Source organism: Clostridium sp. TJA038 (assembly GCF_058310255.1).
In genome coordinates, this window is sequence record NZ_JBZEFA010000001.1 from 369,128 (window position 1) to 389,931 (window position 20,804).

The following is a 20,804-nucleotide window of genomic DNA, read 5'->3' on the forward strand; positions in this document are numbered from 1 at the left end:
TAAGAGCCCTTTAATTGTTATTAGGAGATTAAATAAATCCTATAAAATTAAAGGGCTCTTTTTATATACAATTTATTAAAAAAAGATACAACTTATTTATGATATAATCAACTTAAACTTTAAAAATTAGAAAAGTTTGGAATAAAAGGGGGCTTTAGTAAGTGGATAAAAAAAACAAAAATAAAAAATCTTCTTTGAAAGGAGACAGAGTAATCTCTTTTTTTCTAGTTATATTATTTATCTTTGTTTTTTTATTAGGGAGGTTATTTTATATAAATATATTTAAGTCTAAAAGCTATAAAGCTATGGCAGAGGAACAATGGACAAATGAAATAAAGATAAATGCTAGAAGAGGGCGTATTCTAGATAGAAATAGTAGAGAATTAGCTGTTACAGCTAATGTTTTTAGAGTAGATTTAGATTTGGTAACCTTAAGAAAATATATAGAAAAGGAAGAAACTGATTCTATTGAAGTTGCGAAAGTTTTAGCAAGGGCTTTAGAACTTGAGGAGGAGTATGTATTAAGTAGAATAGAATATACTTACCCTTCAGGGAATTTAGCGACATCAGCAACCTTAGCAAGGAGAATAGAGAAGGAGAAAGCTGACAAGGTAAAGGAATTAGATATAGATGGGGTAAATATAGAAGAAGATACAAAGAGATATTATCCAAATGGAGATTTTCTATCTCATACTTTAGGGACAACAAATGCAGATGGAGAGGGGCTAAGTGGATTAGAACTTTATTATAATGATGAACTTACAGGAATTCCTGGAGTTAGGATTAATGAAGTTTCAAGAGATTATTTAAATAATCCATATTCAAAGTCTAGTTTTACTCCACCTGTAAATGGAAAGGATTTAACACTTACTATAGATGAAAATATACAATACTTTGTTGAAAATGTAGCTAATGAGGCTTTAAATAAACATAAGGCTGATTCTGTAAGTATAGCAGTTATGAATCCTAATAATGGAGAGATTTTAGGACTTGTAAATAAAGCTGGGTTTAATCCTAATAATCCTTTTGAGGGAAGTGAACTTTTTAAAGGGGAAGATGAATCACAGAAGCTTCAAAATATGTGGAGAAATAAAATTGTTTCAGATTCCTTTGAACCAGGTTCTATATTTAAAATAATAACTTCAATAGCAGCTGTAGAAGAAGGAATTTCTGGAGGAGATGAAGTTTATTATTGTGATGGAAGTTTAAATGTTTCGGGAAAGAATATAAAGTGTTGGAAGTCTGGTGGACATGGAGTACAAAATTTTAATCAAATTTTAGAAAATTCTTGTAACGTTGCCTTTATGGAAATTGGAGAAAAATTAGGGGCAGAAAAATTAAATGAATATATTAAATTATTTGGCTTTGGAGAAAAATCAGGTATTGATTTACCAGGCGAGGCTTCTGGGATAGTTAAAGAAGCTAAAGATATAGGCCCTGTAGATTTAGCTACAATATCTTTTGGACAAACTGATACTGTAAATGGAATCCAATTTATGGCTGCTTTAAATGCAGTTGCTAATGGAGGAGATTTAATTCAACCTCATCTTATGAAAAGTTTAAGTCATAAAGATGAGAATGGAGTAAAAATTATAGATGAAGTTTTTGCTCCTAAGATAAATGAGAATATAGTAGAGGAGGAAAGCACATTAAGAATTAAAGAGGCTTTAGAATCTACTGTATCTAGGGGCTCTTCAAAGGATGCAGGAATTAAAGATATAAAGGTTGCAGGTAAAACAGGAACAGCTGAGAAAGTTGATTCAGAAAAAGGTACTTATGGTGCAGGATATATAGCATCCTTTGCAGGATTTGCTCCTTATGATGACCCTAAAATATCTCTAATAGTAATAATAGACAATCCTAAAAATGGAGAACATTTTGGAGGCGTAGTAGCTGCTCCTTTTGCAGGAGAATTGTTTAATAATATTTTTAACTATCTTTCATTAAATGAAGAAAATTTAGAATATAGTGAAGGTGAAGCTATAATTCCTAATTTAAGAGGGGATAAAGTATCTAGTGCTGAAAGAACTTTAAATGAATTAGGAATTAATGCAGTAATAGAAGGAGAGGGAAGTTTTGTTACATCTATTTCTCCTATGCCAGGATATAAAATATCTAAGGGAGATGTTATAACTTTAAAAGCGGGAAATAGGTTTGATAGAAGTGAAAAGGAAATAGTTGTTCCAGACTTTAGAAATTTAAGTGAGGATGAAGCTAAGGAAATTTTAAAATCCTTAGATTTAAAGGGAGAATTTAAAGGTAAAGGTAAAATTAGAGAACAGAGCATAAGTTCTGGTGAAATTATAAAAAGTGGAGAAACAATTAAATTTAATTTAGAAGAATAAAAATATAATATTATTTAAAGAGAGAGAAATTTATTTAATTTTAAAATGCTTATTTCTCTCTCTTTTTTATAAGGGTTTTTAAATTTTGCTTTAAGGCTTATAATAAAATAGAAATTTACAAATTATTTAATAATTTATAAAAGGAGAGAAGGTTTTGATTTTAGTTAGTGGATGTTTATGTGGTATTAATTGTAAATATAATGGTGAAAACAATTTGAATGAAAATATATTGAAGCTTCTTAAGGAGGGAAAAGCAGTTATTGCTTGTCCAGAACAGTTAGGAGGATTAAAAACTCCAAGGGTTCCTAGTGAGATTGTTGGAGGAACTGGAAGGGAGGTTTTAAGTGGAAAAGCTAAGGTACTTAGCAAAGAAGGAGAAGATGTTACTAAGGAATTTATTAAGGGTGCTTATGAAACCTTAAACATAGCTAAAAGTATAGAAGCAGAATATATAATTTTAAAGTCAAAAAGTCCTTCTTGTGGTTTAGGACTTATATATTCAGGAAACTTTAATGGAGAGAAAAAGGAAGGAAATGGGGTAACCTGTGAACTTTTAATACAAAATGGATTTAATATTAAAACAGAAAAGGATTTTTAGGAGGAATTTATAAATGAATAAGGAAATGAGAGAAAAAGTTAGAGAACTTTATAATGGAAGTTGCAGAGTTTGTAAGGTTTGTAATGGAATAGCCTGTGCAGGAGAAGTGCCAGGTATGGGAGGAAAAGGAACAGGAGCTGCTTTTATTAGAAATATTTCTTCTTTAGAGAAAATTAAGCTTAATATGAGAACTATTCATAATGCTAAAAATCCAGATATGTCTATTGAAATTTTTGGTAAAAGAATGGAGATTCCAGTTTTTGCAGCACCAATAACAGGAACAATGTTGAATATGGGAGGTAAGGTTAGCGAAAGAGAATATATAGAAGGAGTAGTTAAAGGATGTTTAGATTCAGGAATATACCCTATGGTTGGAGATACAGCAGTTGATTTATGTTTAACTACTAATTTAGAAGTTATTGAAGAATATAAAGGGGAAGGTATTGTTTTTATAAAGCCTTGGAAAAATGAAGTTGTAATAGAGAAGATAAAGATGGCAGAAAAAGCAGGAGCTTTTGCTATAGGAATGGATATAGATGCAGCAGGACTTATAACTTTAGCTATGAATGGAAAGCCTGTTGAACCAAAAAATTTAGAAGAAATAAAAGAAATAGTAAATTCAACTAAATTACCTTTTATTCTTAAAGGAATAATGACAGCAGATGAAGCTGAACTTGCAGTAGAGGCAGGAGTTTCTGCTATAGTTGTATCTAATCATGGTGGAAGAGTATTAGATCAAACACCAGCTACTTGCGAGGTTTTAGAAGAAATAGCTTCTAAGGTTAAAGGAAAGGTGAAAATTTTAGTTGATGGAGGAGTAAGAACTGGGGTTGACATATTGAAGATGATAGCTTTAGGTGCTGATTGTGTTTTAATAGGAAGACCATTTATAACTGCTACCTTTTTAGAGGGGGCTAAAGGTGTTGAAGAATATGTAGATTCTTTAAAAGGAGAATTAAAATCAGCTATGGTACTAACAGGATGTAATTCAATAGAGAGTATAAATAGTAGAATTATTTATAAAGGAGAAAGATAGATTATGAAAGTTTTTGCACATAGAGGATTTAGCTTTGAGTATCCAGAAAATACATTGTTATCTTTTAAGGAAGCTTTAAAATTAAATATTTATGGTATAGAACTTGATGTTCATAAAAGCAAGGATGGAGAGTTAGTAGTAATACATGATGAAAATATAAAAAGAACCTTTAAGGGAAAGGGAGAAGTTAAAGATTATACCTTCAAGGAACTTAGAGAGTTTAAATGTAGCAAGAAAGCTTTTGAAAATAATGAGGAATGTAAAATTCCAAAGTTAGAAGAAGTGTTTAATCTTATAAAGAATAAAGATATAGTTTTAAATATAGAGCTTAAAACTGACGTTATAGAATATAAGGACATTGAGTTAGATGTATTAAATTTAATAAAAAAATATGATATAGAAGAGAAAATAATTATTTCAAGTTTTAATCATAAATCCTTAGAAAGAGTAAGAAGTTTAAATGAAAATATTAAATTAGGACTTCTTTATGATAGAAAAATACCTGAGATTATAGAGGTTAGTAAAAGATTAAAAGCTTATGCAATACATCCTAGTAAAAGGCTTGTTAATAAAGAATTAGTAGATATTGCTCATAAAGAAGGGCTAAAAGTAAATGTTTATACAGTAAATAAAATCTATGAAATGAATAGACTAAGAGAATATGGAGTAGATTCTATCTTTACAGATAAGGCTAAAATGGCTTTAGAATATTTAAAATAAAACTTTAAAATATATTGTTAAACCTAACAAGGATTTTATTTTAAATTTAGGTGCTTGTTAGGTTTATATTTTTGTTTTTAAAATTTATATAAAACTTGTTTAAAAAAATGTAACTTACTTATTAAAATATTTTAGTAATAATTATTATGTTAAGTGAATAAACATATAAAGGATAAATATAAATTTTAAGGAGGAAGTATAAAGCAGGATTTTTAGTTTGTAATAAATCTTAGCTGCTTTAATTAATTTAATAAATTAATTAAAGTTTAATACTTATAAACAGTATGGATTATGTAAAAAAAGGGTTTGGAGCAATTCCAACAGAAGAACAAGTTAATTATCAAAAAGAGGAACTTACAGCCTTTATACATTTTGGTATAAATACCTTTACAGGAAAAGAATGGGGAGATGGAAAAGAAAGTACAGAAATTTTCAATCCTAGCAGTTTAGATGCAGATAGTTGGATAAAAGTATTATGTAATGCTGGATTTAAGAGAGTTATTTTAACCGCAAAACATCATGATGGCTTTTGCTTATGGAATAGCAAATATACAAGACATAGTGTAGCTAATAGTCCGTGGAAAAATGGACAAGGTGATGTAGTAAGAGAAGTTTCTAAAGCTTGTAATAAATATAAAATAAAATTTGGAGTATATCTTTCTCCATGGGACCAAAATTCAGAGTATTATGGAAAAGGTGATGGAAGTCTTTATAATGAGTTTTATATTAATCAATTAAAAGAACTATTAACAAATTATGGACCTATAGCAGAAGTTTGGATGGATGGTGCTAAGGGGTCAAACCTTAAGCAAGATTATGATTTTGAGAAATGGTTTTCAATAATAAAAACATTGCAAAAAAATTCTTTGATTTTTAGTCCTCAAGGTCCTGATATTAGATGGATTGGAAATGAGAAGGGCTATGCAGGTGAAACTTGTTGGTCAACTATAAATATTGAGAAAATGAAAGAAAGAGAAAATCCTTCTTATCTAAATAAAGGAGAAGAGTATGGAGCGGAATGGGTTGTTGGAGAGTCTGATGTGTCAATAAGACCAGGATGGTTTTATCATGATTTTGAAGATGAGGAGGTTAAATCTTTAAGAAAACTAATAGATATTTATTTTAAATCAGTTGGAAGAAATTCTGTTTTATTATTAAATATTCCTCCTAATAAAGAGGGAAAAATACATGAAAATGATATTAATAGATTAAAGGAATTTGGAAATATAATTAAAAAGATATTTAAAAATAACTTAGCCTTTAATAAAAATATTATTTCAGATAGTTTTTATAGCAATGAATATTCTGATAAAAATATGTTAGACAATAATTATGATACTTACTTTGCACCTAAAAAGGGAGAAAAGACTTGCAAAATTGAGATAGATTTAGGAGATATTACTGAATTTAATCTTATTTCTTTGCAGGAATATATACCTTTAGGACAAAGAGTTTCTAGTTTTAATATAGAGGTATTAATAGGAAAAGAGTTTCTTAAGGTTTATGAGGGTAGTACTATAGGTTATAAAAGGCTTATAGTTTTAGAAAATTTTAAAAGTAGTAAGATAAGAATAAATATAACAGCTTCTTTAGAAATACCTCTTATAAACAGCATAGGAGTTTATAAAATAGATAAAGAGTATTATCCTTTTAGTAAAGATAATTTAAAAAGCCTAATTGAATTTGAAAAAAGTGAATATAAAGTAAGTAATAAAGATAAAATAGTAACTTTAAAAATTAAAAGAGAAAATAATTTAGAAGAAAAAGTAGAAGTCAATTATGAAACTATATCAGGAACAGCTTTAAATGGAATAGATTATCAAACTTGGTCTGGAACTTTATCTTTTAAAGAAGGAGAAAAGGAAAAGAGCTTTCATATAAATCTAATAAATAGAGGAGATGTTAAAGAGGATAGAGAATTTTATGTTAAATTAAGTGATTCTATAGGGGGAGAATTAGGAGATTTATATGAGAGTAAAATTATAATAAGCAGTAATTAAGAAAATATTTAAAACTTATTTCTTTTAAAATTTATCTAAAAATAAATTTAAAGCTTAATAAATTTAATTAATATTTAATAAGAGAATAATAATAAAAGGTAAAATAATTGTAAAAAATAATAAAAATAATAATTAAAATGGAATTGTTTTGATTACAATTCCATTTTTTCTTTTTTTTGTTTTTAAAATTTAAATTATTGTAGTATAATATCTGTAAAATAAAAATAAAAATCCTTATAGAGATTTAAAGGAGAGATAGTATAGTGTATAGAGAAAGATATGAAGAATGGTTAAATTCTGATATTATTTCTGAAGAAATAAAGGAAGAGTTAAGAGCAGTAAAAGAAGAAAAAGAAATAGAAGATAGATTTTATAAGGAACTAGATTTTGGTACAGGTGGATTAAGAGGAATTATTGGTGCTGGTACTAATAGAATGAATATATATACAGTAGGAAAAGCTACTCAAGGCTTTGCAGATTATTTAAATAACAATTATGAAGGAAAAAAATCTGTTGCAATAGCTTATGATTCAAGAAATATGTCTAAGGAGTTTGCAAAATCAGCAGCTTTAACTCTTTGTGCAAATGGTATAAAGGTTAATCTTTTTGAGTCTTTAAGACCAACTCCAATGTTATCATTTGCAGTTAGAGAATTAAATTGTAATGGAGGTATAGTTATAACAGCTTCACACAATCCAAAACAATATAATGGGTATAAGGTTTATGGAGATGATGGATGTCAATTAACTGATGAGCCTGCTAAAGCTGTTATTGACTATGTAAATAAAGTTAAGGATTATTCTGATATAAAAACAATGAGCGAAGAAAAAGCTTTAGAAGAAGGTCTTTTAGTTTATATAGGAGAAGAAATAGATAAAAAATATATAGAGGCATTAAAAACTCTAACTATTAGAAAAGATTTAGTTAAAAATCATGCTAAAGATTTAAAAATAATTTATACTCCAATTCATGGGTCTGGTAATCTTCCAGTTAGAAGAATATTAAAAGAATTAGGATATGAGAATGTTTATGTTGTTAAAGAACAAGAAATGCCAAATGGAGAGTTTCCAACAGCTCCATATCCAAATCCAGAAGATCCAAAGGTGTTTAAATTAGCTTTAGATATGGCTAAGGAAATTAAGCCAGATATAATATTTGGAACAGATCCAGACTGTGATAGAATAGGTGTTGTTGTAAAAGACAATAAAGGAGAGTATCAAGTATTAAGTGGTAATCAAACAGGAATGTTATTAACTAACTATATATTAAGCTCTTTAAAAGAAATGAATAAATTACCTAAAAATGGTGCTATTATAAAAACTATTGTTACTACAGAGTCAGTAAGAAATATGACTGAGGAATATGGAGTAACATTAATAGATACACTAACAGGATTTAAATATATAGGTGAAAAGATAAAAGAATTTGAAAATTCAGGTTCAAATGAATATTTATTTGGTTTTGAAGAAAGTTATGGTTATTTAGCTGGAACTTTTGCAAGAGATAAGGATGCAGTTGTAGCTTCTATGTTAATAGCTGAAATGACTTTATATTATAAAGAACAAGGAAAAACTCTTTATGATGGATTAATTGAACTTTATAATAAATATGGATACTTTAAGGAAAGCTTAGTATCTATAGAACTTGCAGGAAAAGAAGGGCAAGAAAAAATAGCTAAATGTATAGATGCTTTAAGAAATGATTCTTTAAAAGAATTAAATAATGTTAAGGTTGTTAAATCCTTTGATTATAAGTTAAGTAAGGAAGTAAATAATTTAACTAAGGAAGAAAAAGAAATCAAGCTTCCAAAATCAAATGTTTTAAAATATATTTTAGAAGATGATTCTTGGTTTGTTGTAAGACCATCAGGAACTGAGCCAAAGATGAAGATTTATTTATCAGTAAAAGGTTTAAGTTTAGAAGATGCAGAAGAAAAGAGCGAAAAATTTAAAGAAGCTATAATGGAATTAATTAATGAAAAATTAAAATAGTTTAAGTTAAAAAGGAGCTATGTTAATATAACTTATATAAGTTACATTACTAGCTCTTTTCTTTTTACTTTAATTTATCTTACTTAAAGTGTTATAATATATAACTAAAATAAGAGCTAATAATTTAAGGAATTAAATCCTAAGATGAACTTAATTTTGTTTTATGATAAAATAAACTTCGAAATTTATGATATATATTAAACTTTAAGTTTATAAATCTTGTTTTTAGACAGAATTTAAAATAAATAAGTAAAGTAGTTAAGGAGATAAAATATATGAGTTTTAATACATTTGCAAAGGAAAAATTATCACAACTTTTATTCTTAGAAATAGATGGAGAAGGATTTATTAAAAGTTTAGGAAAAGATGAAAAGGACATTAATGTTAAGGAGTTATACATCCCAATAGACCCAAAACATTTATCTAAGGATGTTAAAAGTGGATATAAATTAGAGAATCTTCCAATAAATTATTTAATTGAAGGAATGTTTTTTGCTTTAGGTGGAGATAAAGATTTTAAATTTAATAAGGATTATAAAAAGTTAATTAGCTTAATAGAGGATGCTATTCCTTGTGTAAAAAAAATAGTCGCTGACAAAGTAAAAGAAGGAAATATGGTTGAAGCTTTTATGCTTTTAAAAGGATTAAGTGAGGTTTCAGAGGAAACTGATGTTTATGAAAATCTTCTTTTAATATGTGAATCTTTAAGGGAGAGAAATAAATCCTATAATGATACACAATTAGAAATTTGTGATAAATGTAAGGAAAATAGAAGTGACTTAGCTTTACCATATCTTTATTCAGCAATAGCATATAATGATATGGGGAAATATGATAAGGCCTATGTAGATATAAATGAATACTTAGCTAAAGGTGGAGAAAAAAATGAAATAGTTGAAGCACTATATAATGAAATAAAGGATTCCGCTGACTATGAAGAGGGGAAAGAGGAATTAATAGAAGAACCTGAGGATGCTTTAAAAAGACTTCTTCCTTTAGCAGATAAATTTCAAGATAATGCTATTTTAAGATATTACATTGCAACAGCTTATAGAAGGCTTGGAAATTTTGAAAAGGCAGTTTATTATTTAAATGAATGTTTATCTATTGATGATAGCATAGTTGAGGCCGTTAATGAAATGGGAATAAATTATGCATCTTTAGGGATATATGATGAAGCTATTAAATATTTAAGAAAGGCCTTTGAGAGTACAAGAGATATAGAAGTTTGTACTAATTTAATAGTTTGTTATTTAAATGCAGGAAAATTTGAAGAGGCTAAGCAACACTTAGCTATTGCAAAAGCTATAAACAAAGAGGATGAAATAGTAAAAGAAATAGAAACATTTATGAGAAATAATAATATTAAGTAGCCTTAGGAGCGTAAATTTATGTATAAGGATTTATTAGGATATAAAATATTTTCAGATAATAAAGAAAAACTTTTAGAAGAAATTCAAAAAAAAAATAAAGTTAACATAATATCTGGAAATCCAGAGGTTTTATATAATGGTATAAAAAATGATTTTTTAAGAAAAAGTTTTACTAAAGAAGATGCTTTAATCATTCCAGATGGAGTAGGAACTCTTCTTGCAGCTAAATATAATGGAATAGAAATTAAAGAAAAGATAGCTGGAATAGATGTTATGAATATGCTTTTAAAGGAAGCTAAAGATAAGAGTTTAAGGGTTTTTTTATTAGGGGCAAAGGAAGAAACTTTAATTAAGTGTAAAGAAAAAATAGAAGAAATCTACAAAGGAATAAACATAGTAGGAGTAAATAATGGATTTTTTGATTTAAATAATTGCAATGATTTAATAGATAAGATTAACAAAAGTAAAGCAGATATACTTTTTGTTGCTATGGGAGCACCTAGACAGGAGATATTTATAGAGAAATATAAAAATAAGCTTTGTTGCAAGGTATTTATGGGTGTTGGAGGAAGCTTTGATGTTATTTCAGGAAATGTAAATAGAGCACCTGATTTTATGATTAATATGGGAATGGAATGGTTCTACAGAGTTTATAAGGAACCTTGGAGAATAAAAAGATTAGGAAGCATACCAAAGTTTTTATTATTATCTCTTAAAGAAAGAGGGAAAAAATAATGAATATTTTATTTGTAGCCTGTTATTCTCCTATTATAAATAATTCAGCTTCTATTGAAACTCTTATGTATTTAAACAATTTATGCAATATTAATAATAACAAAGTTCATCTTTTAACCGTTGATTTTCCTAAAAATTCTATATATTATGATGAGGAAGTTTTAAAGCTTTTAGATAATAAGGTTAAGATACATAAAGTTGAAGGTGGAAAATTCTTTAATAAGGTAATGCCTAAAAAAACTTTAGGGCAAAAAGAAAGCAATGATAGCGATAGCTTTAAAAATAGTAAAAAGATAAAACTTATGAGGAAAATAAAAAATAAAATTATTTTCCCAGACATGTATTATATGTGGAGTTTTAAGGCATCAAAATATGCTAAGGACCTTATGGAAAAAGAAAAATTTGATGTTATATTTTCTATGCATGAGCCACCATCTAGTCATCTTTGTGCTTTAAGAATAAAGAAAAAGTATAAAGAAATACCTTGGGTTTTATATTGGAGCGACCCTTGGCTTAAGGACCCTTCAAGAGAAAATATTGGATTTATAAGAAAATTTATAGAAGGAAAACAAGAAAAAGCAGTAGTATTAAATGGTGATAGGCATATATTTGTAACAGAGGAAAATAAAAAAGATTTTATAGAAAAGTATAATTTAAAAGAAGAAAATATGTTTATTGTAACTAGAGGTTATAATAAAGAAATTTATAAAGAAATTGAAAAGGAAGAAAAACCAAAACTTTTAAAAGAAGATAAAATAAATTTAATATATGCAGGAGAAATATTTAGCAAAATTAGAGACTTAAAACCCTTTATAAAAGCATTAAAAGAATTAGAAAAAAGAGATAATAATATATTTAATAGATTAAATATATTATTCTTTGGAAATATAGATGATGAAAATATAAAAGCAGAATTAAAAGAATTTCCTAATGTAAGTGTAAATGGAAGGATTGACTATAAAGAAGCTTTAAGATATATGATACATGGAGATATACTTCTTGTTTTAGGAAATAAAAATTCTAAACAGATACCTGCTAAAATATATGATTATTTAGGAACTAAAAATATTATTATGGTTATATTAGGTGATGATAATGACCCTATAAAGTCTGTTGTAGATAATAAAGAAAAGTGTATAGTAAGTAAAAATAACTATGAAGATATAATAAATAGTTTTGAAAAATGTGGGGCTTTATTAGACTCTAATAAAGAGTTTAGTGAAAATGAAGAATATGAGTGGAGTAATATAGGTAAAAAACTTAATGATATATTAAATTTAAAATAAGTAATTTAAATAAGCAATAATATTTTGGAGGGTTAGTAAGTGAAAGATAAAAAAATTAAGGATTTTATAAATGATTTAGGCTCAGAATTATCAGCACCAGGTGGGGGAGCAGCTGCTGGAATTGTTGGTGCTGTTGGAGTTGCATTAACATCAATGGTTTATAGCTTAACAGTAGGAAAAAAATCTTATGAGATTTTAAGTAAAGAGAATAAAGATAAACTAGATGAAAATCTTTTAATTGCAAAAAGAACTTATGATGAGATGTTAGATTTTATGAGCAAGGATGAAGAGGCCTTTACAACTTTAATGGAATGCTATAAGTTACCTAAGGAAACTATAGAGGAACAGAATTTAAGAAGTAAAAAAATAGAGGAATGTACTATAGGTGCTATGATAGTTCCTTTAGAATTAAGTAGAAAAGCATTGAGATTTTTTGAAAATGTAAGCTTTGCATTTAAATATGGAAATAAGAATTTAATATCAGATTCTGTTGTAAGTGCTATAATGCTTAGTGCTTGTATAGATAGTTCCATAGTCAATGTGGAAATAAATTTAAATTTCTTAAAGGATAAAAAATTAGTTGAAGAAGTAAAAGAAGAAATTTCATATATAAGAAATGAAAGTAATAGATTAAAAAATGAAATTTTAAGTGAAAGTGGATTTTTAAAAAATAATTAGAAATAAAGAAAATTTATAAAATAAGGATACTATCAAAATATAAGATATTAAAATATTTTGATAGCATCCTATTTTTATTATTACTTTTTAGGAGTTAAGTCATTTAAGGACTTAAATTCATAGCCCATAGATTTTAATTCCTTTAATACTTCATCTAAAATAGCTGTGTTTGTATCTGATACTGCATGAAGTAAAGCTACTTCACCATTATGAGCTTTATCTAATATTTTTTTCTTTGCAAATTCCTTAGAAGGTTGTTCATCAACTAACCAGTCTTTGTATGCAAAACTCCAAAATACAGTTGTATATCCAAGTTCTTCTGTATAAGAAAGGGATTGTTCACTATATTTACCCATAGGAGGTCTAAAAAATTTAGGCATTTCTTTTTTAGTAACTTTAAAATATTCTTCTTCTACTTCAGTAAATTCCTTTTTAAAACTATCCCTGTCTAATATCTTAGCCATAGAAGGATGATGAGAAGTATGATTACATACAAGATGTCCTTCTTCTTCCATTCTTTTTATAAGTTCTGGATAGTCTTTTATATAAGGTTTTGTTACAAAGAAGGCAGCAGGAACTTTGTTATCTTTAAGAATATCAAGAATTTTTGAAGTATTGCCATTTTCATAACCTTCATCAAAGGTAAGAAAAATTTCTTTTTTTGCTGTATCACCACAGTATATTGTTTTGTAGTTGCTTATATAAGGAGTTTCACGAGGACCATAAGGGATTCCTTCTTCCTTATTAAAAGAATAATACCAGTTAAATTCTTCTGTAGAAGGAAGATTAAGTTCTTTTGCGTTTACTACATTAAAAAATATAGATAAAGTTAAAATAAGGGAAAATATTAAAGAAAAACCCTTTTTAATCATAAAATATCACCTCGATTTTAGTATGTCTTATATATTAGGATTAATTTGTATTTTTAGGTGGATAATTAGGAAACATAATACAGTTGTTGAAATATATATTAAGCTAGAGTATAATCATTAAGTATGAAATTAAATATAAGAAAGGGACGTGTACATAGATGAAATTAGGAATGGTTGGATTACCAAACGTTGGTAAAAGTACATTATTCAATGCTATTACAAAAGCAGGAGCTGAATCAGCAAACTATCCTTTCTGTACAATAGAACCAAACGTAGGTGTTGTAAGTGTACCAGATAAGAGATTAGATGTTTTAGAAAAAATATATAACACAAAGAAAAAAGTATATACTGCCATAGAATTTTACGATATAGCAGGATTAGTTAAAGGTGCTAGTAAAGGTGAAGGGTTAGGAAATAAATTCTTATCACATATAAGAGAGGTTGCAGCTATTGTTCATGTTGTAAGATGTTTTGATGATGAGAATGTTGTTCATGTAGAAGGTTCTGTAGACCCAATAAGAGATATAGAAACTATAAACTTAGAACTTATTTTTGCAGATTTAGATGTTCTTGAAAGAAGAATGGAAAAAACTATGAAGTTAGTAAGATCTGGAGATAAAACTGCAAAATTTGAGTATGAAATAATGGAAAGATTAAAAGCTCATTTAGAGGCAAATAAACCAGCTAGAACTTTAGAGACTACTGAAGAGGAAGAGGCATTTATAAAAAGTTTATTCTTAATAACTTCAAAGCCGGTTTTATATGCTTGCAACATATCAGAAGAAGATATGATGGAAGGAAATCTAGACAATGAATATGTTAAACAGGTTAGAGCATATGCAGAGGCTGAAAATTCAGGAATTATGGTAGTTTGCGCTAAGCTTGAAGAAGAATTATCAGGTTTAGATGAGGAAGAAAAAGCAGAAATGTTAGCTGAATATGGTTTAGAAGAATCAGGACTTGATAAGCTTATACAAGCAAGTTATAAGCTTTTAGGATTAATGAGTTATTTAACTGCAGGAGTACAAGAGGTTAGAGCTTGGACAATTAAACAAGGAACTAAAGCACCACAAGCAGCAGGTAAGATTCACTCTGATATAGAAAGAGGATTTATAAGAGCGGAAGTTGTATCTTATGATGATTTAGTAGAGTGTGGTTCAGAAGCTGCAGCTAAGGAAAAAGGTGTTTATAGATTAGAAGGTAAAGATTACGTAATGAAAGATGGAGACATAGTAAACTTCAGATTTAACGTATAATATAAAAAGTTATCATCAAATTTAAACAGCATTTTTAGACTAAAAAAGAGCTATTTGAAAATTTTTCAGATAGCTCTTTTTCTTTATGGCGGGAATATGTGGGAATCGAACCCACCAATGATGGTATTAGCACCATAACTAGGTTTTGAAGACCTGTAGGAACACCAGTCCCTATATACTCCCATGATATTTTAAAATTTTACATTAAATTATTTATAATGTCAATTTTTTTTCTTAATATATTGTATAATAAGAAAGTTACAAATAATAAATATTGAAAGGAAATTTTAATTTTTTATAGAATAATTTATAATAAAATATAATATATAATGGGAAAATAGTTGCAATATTATTATATTGTAGTGTAAATTAATAAGAGGCATAATAATTTACACAATGTTTATAATAAATATGTTTAAAAAATATTTATTAATAAAATTAAGCATGATAAATTTAATCTGTTAGACTTAAATTATATAATATATAATATGATTTTTAGAAGAAAAGATGATAAAAACTTAGAGTGATAAACAATTTAAAATTTAAGGAGTATTTATATGGAATTTAAACACATTTCAGTTTTGCTAGATGAGTGCATAGATGCTTTAAATATAAAAAAAGATGGTATATATGTAGATTGTACACTAGGTGGTGCAGGGCATTCAAGCGAAATAGTAAAAAGGCTATCAAAAGAGGGAAGGCTAATAGGTTTTGACCAAGATAAGGATGCTTTAAAGGCTGCTAAAGAAAGATTAAAAGAATATAGTAATGTTACTTATGTCCATAGCAATTTTTATGCTATATATGATGTTTTAACAGATTTAGGTATAGACGGAGTAGATGGCATCCTTATGGACTTAGGAGTTTCTTCTTATCAGTTAGATAATGGAGAAAGAGGCTTTAGTTATATGCAAGATGCTCCTTTAGATATGAGAATGAATAGGGAAAATGAATTTTCAGCTTATGATATAGTAAACACTTATACAGAAGAGGAACTATATAGAATAATTAAAGAATATGGGGAAGAGAAGTTTGCTAAAAGAATAGCAAGTTTTATAGTTGAAAATAGAGAAGAAAAGAGCATAGATACGACTTTAGAACTAGTTGAAATAATAAAAGCTGCTATTCCAGCTAAAGCTAGAAGAGAAGGACCACATCCTGCTAAGAGAACTTTTCAAGCTATAAGAATTGAAGTTAATAAAGAACTTGAAATAATAAGTAAGACTATATTAGATGGAGTTAAAAAGCTTAATAAGGGAGGAAGAATGGCAATAATAACATTCCACTCTTTAGAAGATAGAATTGTTAAAAACACCTTTAAAGAACTAGCAAATCCTTGTACATGTCCAAGTGAATTTCCAGTATGTGTTTGTAACAGAAAACCAGAGGTTAAGTTAATAAGTAGAAAACCTATAGAAGCTAGCAAGGAAGAACTAGAATTTAATCCAAGAAGTAGAAGTGCTAAGTTAAGAGTAATAGAAAAATTATAATTTATATTCAGTATATTTTAAAGTAAGGGGAATAAATAATTGGAGAGGGATTATAGATGGATGTAAAAGAGTTTGATTATAATGGTAGTTCAGCACTTAAGCCAAAGAGAAAAGAGCAAACTATACCAAGTAAAGAAACATATGACAAAAGAAAGAAAAAAATCGAGCAACAAAAAAGAAAAAAGCAAAAAGATAAGAAAATAAAAAAGAGCATATATCAAATAGTACTTCTAATATTAATTGTTGGTGGAATAACTATAAGTAGAGATATGAAAGTTTATAAAACTCAACAAAATTTGGACTCATTAAATAAAGAAATAAACTCTGTTATAACAGAAAATGAGGCTTTAAAGGTTCAAATATTAAAGGCTAGTTCTTTAGATAAAATAGAAGAAATAGCTAAAGATAAGTTGAAGATGATATTGCCAACTAAGGAGAACATGGTTAAATTAGGCGATGATACGTCTGCTCAAGGGAAGAGATAGGGGAATAAATTAGGATGTACTTTTATTGTTTTAAAAGTACATCCATAATTTTTATGGTTACAAATTTATTTTACTTAAAATAAGAAATTAATAATTTTAAATCTCATAAAAGTAACTTACTATAAAAGATTGCTTTTAGTTAACTTACTACGGAGGGCTAAATGTGAAAAAAAAGAAAAACAAAGGATTTAAAGATTATAAAATAACTAAGTCTTTAATTGATGGAAGAACCTTTTGGATTATGATAATAATTTGGTTCTTACTAGGAGTTTTAACCCTTAGACTTTCTTATATAATGATCTTTAAACACAAGGAATATGGAGCGAAGGCTGAGGAACAGTGGAAAAATGAGGTTAAAATAAGTGCTAAAAGAGGAGAAATACTAGATAGAAATGGTGCACAATTGGCAGTTAGTGCTAATGTTTATAGAGTTGATTTAGACCTTAAAACTTTAAGAGAAGATGCCTTTAAAAGTGATGATACAGATGATCAAAAAAGAGAAAAATTAAATAAAATTGCAGCGGAAATAGGAAATGCTTTAGACATACCTAAAGAGGAAGTTTATGATAAAATAAACACAACTTTACCTTCTGGTGCACCAGCAAACTCAGTAACTTTAGCTAGAAAAGTTGAAAAAGATAAAGCAGACAAGGTAAAAGCCCTTAAAATAAGGGGAGTAATAGTTTCTCAAGATACAAAAAGATATTATCCAGATAACAACTTTTTAGCTCAAGTTTTAGGAAGAGTTGATGCAGATGGTGTAGGTCAAGGAGGAATAGAGAGAGAGTATAATGCTGAACTTTCAGGACTTCCAGGAATGAGGATATCAGAAGTTGCTAGAAATAATAGTGGTATACCTTATTCAGATTCTGAATTTGCAAAGCCAGTAGATGGTAAAAATGTTACTTTAACAGTAGATGAAACAATACAGTACTTTGCAGAAAAAGTAGCTGAACAAGGAATAAAAGAATATAAGGCTGATGATGTTAGTATAATAGTTATGAATCCTAAAAATGGAGAGATTTTAGCTATGGCTAATAAGCCAGATTATAATCCAAATAATCCTTATGAAGGTTATGAAAATTATCCAGGAAAAGATAAAACTCAAAAAATGGAGAATATGTGGAGAAACGATTCTGTTTCTAATACCTTTGAACCAGGTTCTATATTTAAAATGGTAACAGCAGCTGCTGCCGTTCAAGAGGGAATAGCAGGAACAAATGAAACATATTATTGTCCTGGAGGAAAAAATGTTGCAGGTACTTATATAAAATGTTGGAAACCAGATGGTCATGGAACTGAGACTTTTGACCAAATACTTGAAAATTCTTGTAACGTAGGATTTATGGATATAGGACAAAAGCTTGGTAAAGAGAAGTTAAATGAATATATAGAGAAATTTGGGTTTGGAAAAGAAACAGGAATTGATTTGCCAGGAGAAACAACAGGAATATTAATGCCAAATGATAAAATAGGACCTGTTGAACTAGCTACTATATCTTTTGGGCAAACAGATAGTGCAAGTGCTGTTCAAATGATGGCAGCTATGAATACTATAGCAAATGGAGGAACTTGGATACAACCACATATAATGAAAGAAATAAGTCATGAGGATGAAAGTGGTGCTAAGGTTGTAGATAAAACCTTTGAACCAAAAAAAATTGACAATATAATAGACCAACAAACTGCTATGAGAGTTTCAGAAGCTTTAGAGAAAACTGTTAAATATGGTTCTTCTAAGAGAGCGTACATAGAAGGATATGGGATGGCAGGAAAAACAGGAACTGCTGAAAAAGTTAAGGCAAGCGGAGGATATGGAGCAGGATATGTTTCTTCTTTTGCAGGATATGCTCCATATAATGACCCACAAATTTCAGTATTAATAGCAGTAGATAATCCAAAGGGTGAGCATTTTGGTGGTTTAGTGGCTGCGCCATTAGCTCATGATTTATTTAATGATATTTTTAATTATATGGAATTAGACAGTTCTAAGGTAAATGAAAAAGCTAATGAAATAATAGTACCAGAGGTTAGAGGATTTACTTTAGAAAAAGCGAAATCTATTTTAGATAAAGAAAAAATAAAATATCAAGTAGATGGTGATGGTAGTGTAGTTTCAGAAATGGATCCAAAACCAGGATATACAATAAAAGAAGGAGATGAAATTAAACTTTACACTAAAACTACTTCAAATTATAATAAAGATGTTGTAGTTCCAGATTTTAATAACCTTTCTATGGAAAAAGCAAAGGAAATTTTAAAGAAAATTGGATTAAAAGGAAAATTTTCAGGAGAGGGAGTTATTACAGAACAAAGCATAGCACAAGGTGATGTAGTTAAAAGTGGAACAGTTATAAACTTTAAATTAGATAAAAAGTAATTATAAATAAAACTAGCATGTGATAAAATTCACATGCTAGTATTTTGTGAATTTAACGCTTATTTAGTGCATAGTATTTAAGGAGTGAAAAAAATGATTCTTAAAAGTTTATTAGAGGGATTAGACTATGAGGTCTTACAGGGAATAGAAGATATAAATGTAGAAAACATAAGATATGATAATAGAAAAATAGAAGAAGGAGATGTTTTTACTTGTATAAAGGGCTTTAAAGTAGATGGACATTCCTTTGTAGAAGATGCTATTAAAAAAGGAGCTAAGGCTTTAATAGTTCAAGAAGAAGTAAATGCTAAAGAAGACATAACAATAATAAAGGTTAAAGATACTAGAAAAGCTTTAGCTATAATGTCTTCTAATTATTTTGGTAAGCCAAAGGATAAGCTTAAAATAATAGGTATAACAGGGACTAATGGAAAAACAACTTCTGCCTTTATAATTAAATCTATTTTAGAAAAAGCGGGCTTTAAAACAGGACTAATAGGTACCATAGCAAATTACATTGGAAATAAGAAAATAGATGCAGTAAGAACAACACCAGAATCTTATGAACTTCATGAGTTATTTAAAAATATGGTAGATAACGAAGTTAAATACTGTGTTATGGAAGTTTCATCTCATTCTTTAGAATTAGATAGAGTATATGGAATTAGGTTTGAGGAAGGAATTTTTACAAATCTTACTAGAGATCATTTAGATTTTCATAAAACTTTTGAAAACTACTATAATGCTAAGTTTAAGCTTTTTGAAAGAAGTAATCATAGCATTATAAATTTAGATGACCCTTATGGACTTGATATAGTTAAAGATATAGAAAAAAGAGGAGTAAATACTAAAGTTTCTACTTTTTCAATTGAAAAAGAATCAGATTTTAAGGCTTTTGAGATTAAAAGTCACTCAAATGGTTCAGAATTTAAGGTGAATTTAGAGGGAATAGAAGAATTTTCTATAAATATTCCTGGCGAATATAATATATATAACTCTTTAGGATGTATAATATGTGCATACAATTTAAATATTCCAATTGAAAAAATTAAATTAGGTCTAAAGGATGTTCTTATACCAGGAAGATGTGAATTAGTAGCAAAGGAAAAAAATTTACCTTATAGTATAATAATAGATTATGCACATACACCAGATGGATTAGAGAATATTTTAAGTACAGTTAAGGCCTTTACTAAAAATAGAATGATTTCTGTATTTGGTTGTGGAGGCGATAGAGATAAGGCTAAACGTCCTGAAATGGGTAAAATAGGTTGTGAATTATCAGACATTGCAATAATAACTTCCGATAATCCAAGAACTGAAGAACCTATGGACATAATTAATGACATAGTAAAACCACTTGATTTTGATAATTTCATAATTGAGGTAAATAGAAAAGAAGCTATAAAAAAGGCTATAAATATGGCTTTAGAAGGAGATGTTATTGTTATAGCTGGAAAGGGACATGAAACATATCAAATACTAAAGGACAAAACAATACACTTTGATGAAAGAGAAGTTGTATATGATATTTTAGAAGGCAAGTAGAGGTGTTAAAA

At 28.0% G+C, this 20,804-nt stretch carries 16 protein-coding genes and 1 tRNA gene; 15 read left to right on the forward strand and 2 right to left on the reverse strand.

Features of this window, described 5'->3' with window-relative positions; all coding sequences use genetic code 11:
* Positions 1–161 precede the first annotated feature (161 nt).
* The 10 genes from AC4FQV_RS01730 to AC4FQV_RS01775 all read left to right on the forward strand — a co-directional run bounded on the left by AC4FQV_RS01730 (position 162) and on the right by AC4FQV_RS01775 (position 12,762).
* On the forward strand, positions 162–2,345 hold the full coding sequence (locus AC4FQV_RS01730) for a stage V sporulation protein D (protein ID WP_491139191.1): 2,184 nt from the start codon (positions 162–164) through the stop codon (positions 2,343–2,345).
* Between the two features lie 154 nt (positions 2,346–2,499).
* Positions 2,500–2,943, forward strand: a complete 444-nt coding sequence (locus tag AC4FQV_RS01735) for a 2-thiouracil desulfurase family protein (protein ID WP_491139190.1) — start codon at positions 2,500–2,502, stop codon at positions 2,941–2,943.
* A 13-nt stretch (positions 2,944–2,956) separates the two neighbouring features.
* Positions 2,957–3,979 (forward strand): alpha-hydroxy-acid oxidizing protein, encoded by a 1,023-nt coding sequence (locus AC4FQV_RS01740; protein ID WP_491139189.1) that lies wholly within the window; start codon positions 2,957–2,959, stop codon positions 3,977–3,979.
* Positions 3,980–3,982: 3 nt separating this feature from the next.
* On the forward strand, positions 3,983–4,699 hold the full coding sequence (locus AC4FQV_RS01745) for a glycerophosphodiester phosphodiesterase (RefSeq protein WP_491164053.1): 717 nt from the start codon (positions 3,983–3,985) through the stop codon (positions 4,697–4,699).
* Between the two features lie 284 nt (positions 4,700–4,983).
* The gene (locus AC4FQV_RS01750; protein ID WP_491164055.1) at positions 4,984–6,699 is read left to right on the forward strand and encodes an alpha-L-fucosidase; all 1,716 of its coding nucleotides are present in this window, start codon (positions 4,984–4,986) and stop codon (positions 6,697–6,699) included.
* Positions 6,700–6,962: 263 nt separating this feature from the next.
* Positions 6,963–8,690: a phospho-sugar mutase gene (locus AC4FQV_RS01755; RefSeq protein WP_491164058.1), complete on the forward strand. Its 1,728-nt coding sequence runs from the start codon at positions 6,963–6,965 to the stop codon at positions 8,688–8,690.
* A 275-nt stretch (positions 8,691–8,965) separates the two neighbouring features.
* Positions 8,966–10,063: a tetratricopeptide repeat protein gene (locus tag AC4FQV_RS01760; RefSeq protein ID WP_491164061.1), complete on the forward strand. Its 1,098-nt coding sequence runs from the start codon at positions 8,966–8,968 to the stop codon at positions 10,061–10,063.
* A gap of 18 nt (positions 10,064–10,081) precedes the next feature.
* Positions 10,082–10,798, forward strand: coding sequence for a WecB/TagA/CpsF family glycosyltransferase (locus AC4FQV_RS01765; RefSeq protein ID WP_491164065.1), 717 nt, complete (start codon positions 10,082–10,084; stop codon positions 10,796–10,798).
* The gene (locus tag AC4FQV_RS01770; RefSeq protein ID WP_491164068.1) at positions 10,798–12,084 is read left to right on the forward strand and encodes a glycosyltransferase; all 1,287 of its coding nucleotides are present in this window, start codon (positions 10,798–10,800) and stop codon (positions 12,082–12,084) included. Before AC4FQV_RS01765 ends, AC4FQV_RS01770 begins: the two co-directional genes overlap by 1 nt.
* Before the next feature lie 39 nt (positions 12,085–12,123).
* Positions 12,124–12,762, forward strand: a complete 639-nt coding sequence (locus tag AC4FQV_RS01775; protein WP_491164070.1) for a cyclodeaminase/cyclohydrolase family protein — start codon at positions 12,124–12,126, stop codon at positions 12,760–12,762.
* An 80-nt stretch (positions 12,763–12,842) separates the two neighbouring features.
* Here AC4FQV_RS01775 and pdaA read toward each other — a convergent pair whose 3' ends face one another.
* Positions 12,843–13,634, reverse strand: a complete 792-nt coding sequence (gene pdaA, locus AC4FQV_RS01780) for a delta-lactam-biosynthetic de-N-acetylase (protein WP_491164074.1) — start codon at positions 13,632–13,634, stop codon at positions 12,843–12,845.
* 158 nt (positions 13,635–13,792) lie between these two features.
* Here pdaA and ychF point away from each other — a divergent pair, with 158 nt between their 5' ends.
* The gene (gene ychF / locus AC4FQV_RS01785) at positions 13,793–14,890 is read left to right on the forward strand and encodes a redox-regulated ATPase YchF (protein ID WP_491164078.1); all 1,098 of its coding nucleotides are present in this window, start codon (positions 13,793–13,795) and stop codon (positions 14,888–14,890) included.
* 86 nt (positions 14,891–14,976) lie between these two features.
* Here ychF and AC4FQV_RS01790 read toward each other — a convergent pair.
* Positions 14,977–15,073 (reverse strand) — tRNA-Sec (locus AC4FQV_RS01790).
* Positions 15,074–15,447: 374 nt separating this feature from the next.
* On the opposite strand from AC4FQV_RS01790, the gene rsmH reads away from it, so the two are divergent.
* The 4 genes from rsmH (at position 15,448) to AC4FQV_RS01810 (ending at position 20,793) form a co-directional block, all read left to right on the forward strand.
* Positions 15,448–16,380 carry a 16S rRNA (cytosine(1402)-N(4))-methyltransferase RsmH gene (gene rsmH / locus AC4FQV_RS01795; RefSeq protein WP_491164082.1) on the forward strand — a complete coding sequence of 311 codons (933 nt, stop codon included), beginning with the start codon at positions 15,448–15,450 and terminating at the stop codon, positions 16,378–16,380.
* Between the two features lie 56 nt (positions 16,381–16,436).
* Positions 16,437–16,865: a cell division protein FtsL gene (ftsL, locus tag AC4FQV_RS01800; protein ID WP_491139178.1), complete on the forward strand. Its 429-nt coding sequence runs from the start codon at positions 16,437–16,439 to the stop codon at positions 16,863–16,865.
* Between the two features lie 163 nt (positions 16,866–17,028).
* Positions 17,029–19,245 carry a stage V sporulation protein D gene (locus AC4FQV_RS01805; RefSeq protein ID WP_491164084.1) on the forward strand — a complete coding sequence of 739 codons (2,217 nt, stop codon included), beginning with the start codon at positions 17,029–17,031 and terminating at the stop codon, positions 19,243–19,245.
* Between the two features lie 93 nt (positions 19,246–19,338).
* Positions 19,339–20,793, forward strand: a complete 1,455-nt coding sequence (locus AC4FQV_RS01810; RefSeq protein ID WP_491139176.1) for a UDP-N-acetylmuramoyl-L-alanyl-D-glutamate--2,6-diaminopimelate ligase — start codon at positions 19,339–19,341, stop codon at positions 20,791–20,793.
* Positions 20,794–20,804 lie beyond the last annotated feature (11 nt).

Coding starts and splice junctions, on each gene's coding strand:
- AC4FQV_RS01740 (WP_491139189.1), top strand. CDS start 2,957: ATGAATAAGGAAATGAGAGAAAAAGTTAGAGAACTTTATAATGGAAGT.
- AC4FQV_RS01745 (WP_491164053.1), top strand. CDS start 3,983: ATGAAAGTTTTTGCACATAGAGGATTTAGCTTTGAGTATCCAGAAAAT.
- AC4FQV_RS01750 (WP_491164055.1), top strand. CDS start 4,984: ATGGATTATGTAAAAAAAGGGTTTGGAGCAATTCCAACAGAAGAACAA.
- AC4FQV_RS01760 (WP_491164061.1), top strand. CDS start 8,966: ATGAGTTTTAATACATTTGCAAAGGAAAAATTATCACAACTTTTATTC.
- AC4FQV_RS01765 (WP_491164065.1), top strand. CDS start 10,082: ATGTATAAGGATTTATTAGGATATAAAATATTTTCAGATAATAAAGAA.
- AC4FQV_RS01770 (WP_491164068.1), top strand. CDS start 10,798: ATGAATATTTTATTTGTAGCCTGTTATTCTCCTATTATAAATAATTCA.
- pdaA (WP_491164074.1), bottom strand. CDS start 13,634: ATGATTAAAAAGGGTTTTTCTTTAATATTTTCCCTTATTTTAACTTTA.
- ychF (WP_491164078.1), top strand. CDS start 13,793: ATGAAATTAGGAATGGTTGGATTACCAAACGTTGGTAAAAGTACATTA.
- rsmH (WP_491164082.1), top strand. CDS start 15,448: ATGGAATTTAAACACATTTCAGTTTTGCTAGATGAGTGCATAGATGCT.
- ftsL (WP_491139178.1), top strand. CDS start 16,437: ATGGATGTAAAAGAGTTTGATTATAATGGTAGTTCAGCACTTAAGCCA.
- AC4FQV_RS01810 (WP_491139176.1), top strand. CDS start 19,339: ATGATTCTTAAAAGTTTATTAGAGGGATTAGACTATGAGGTCTTACAG.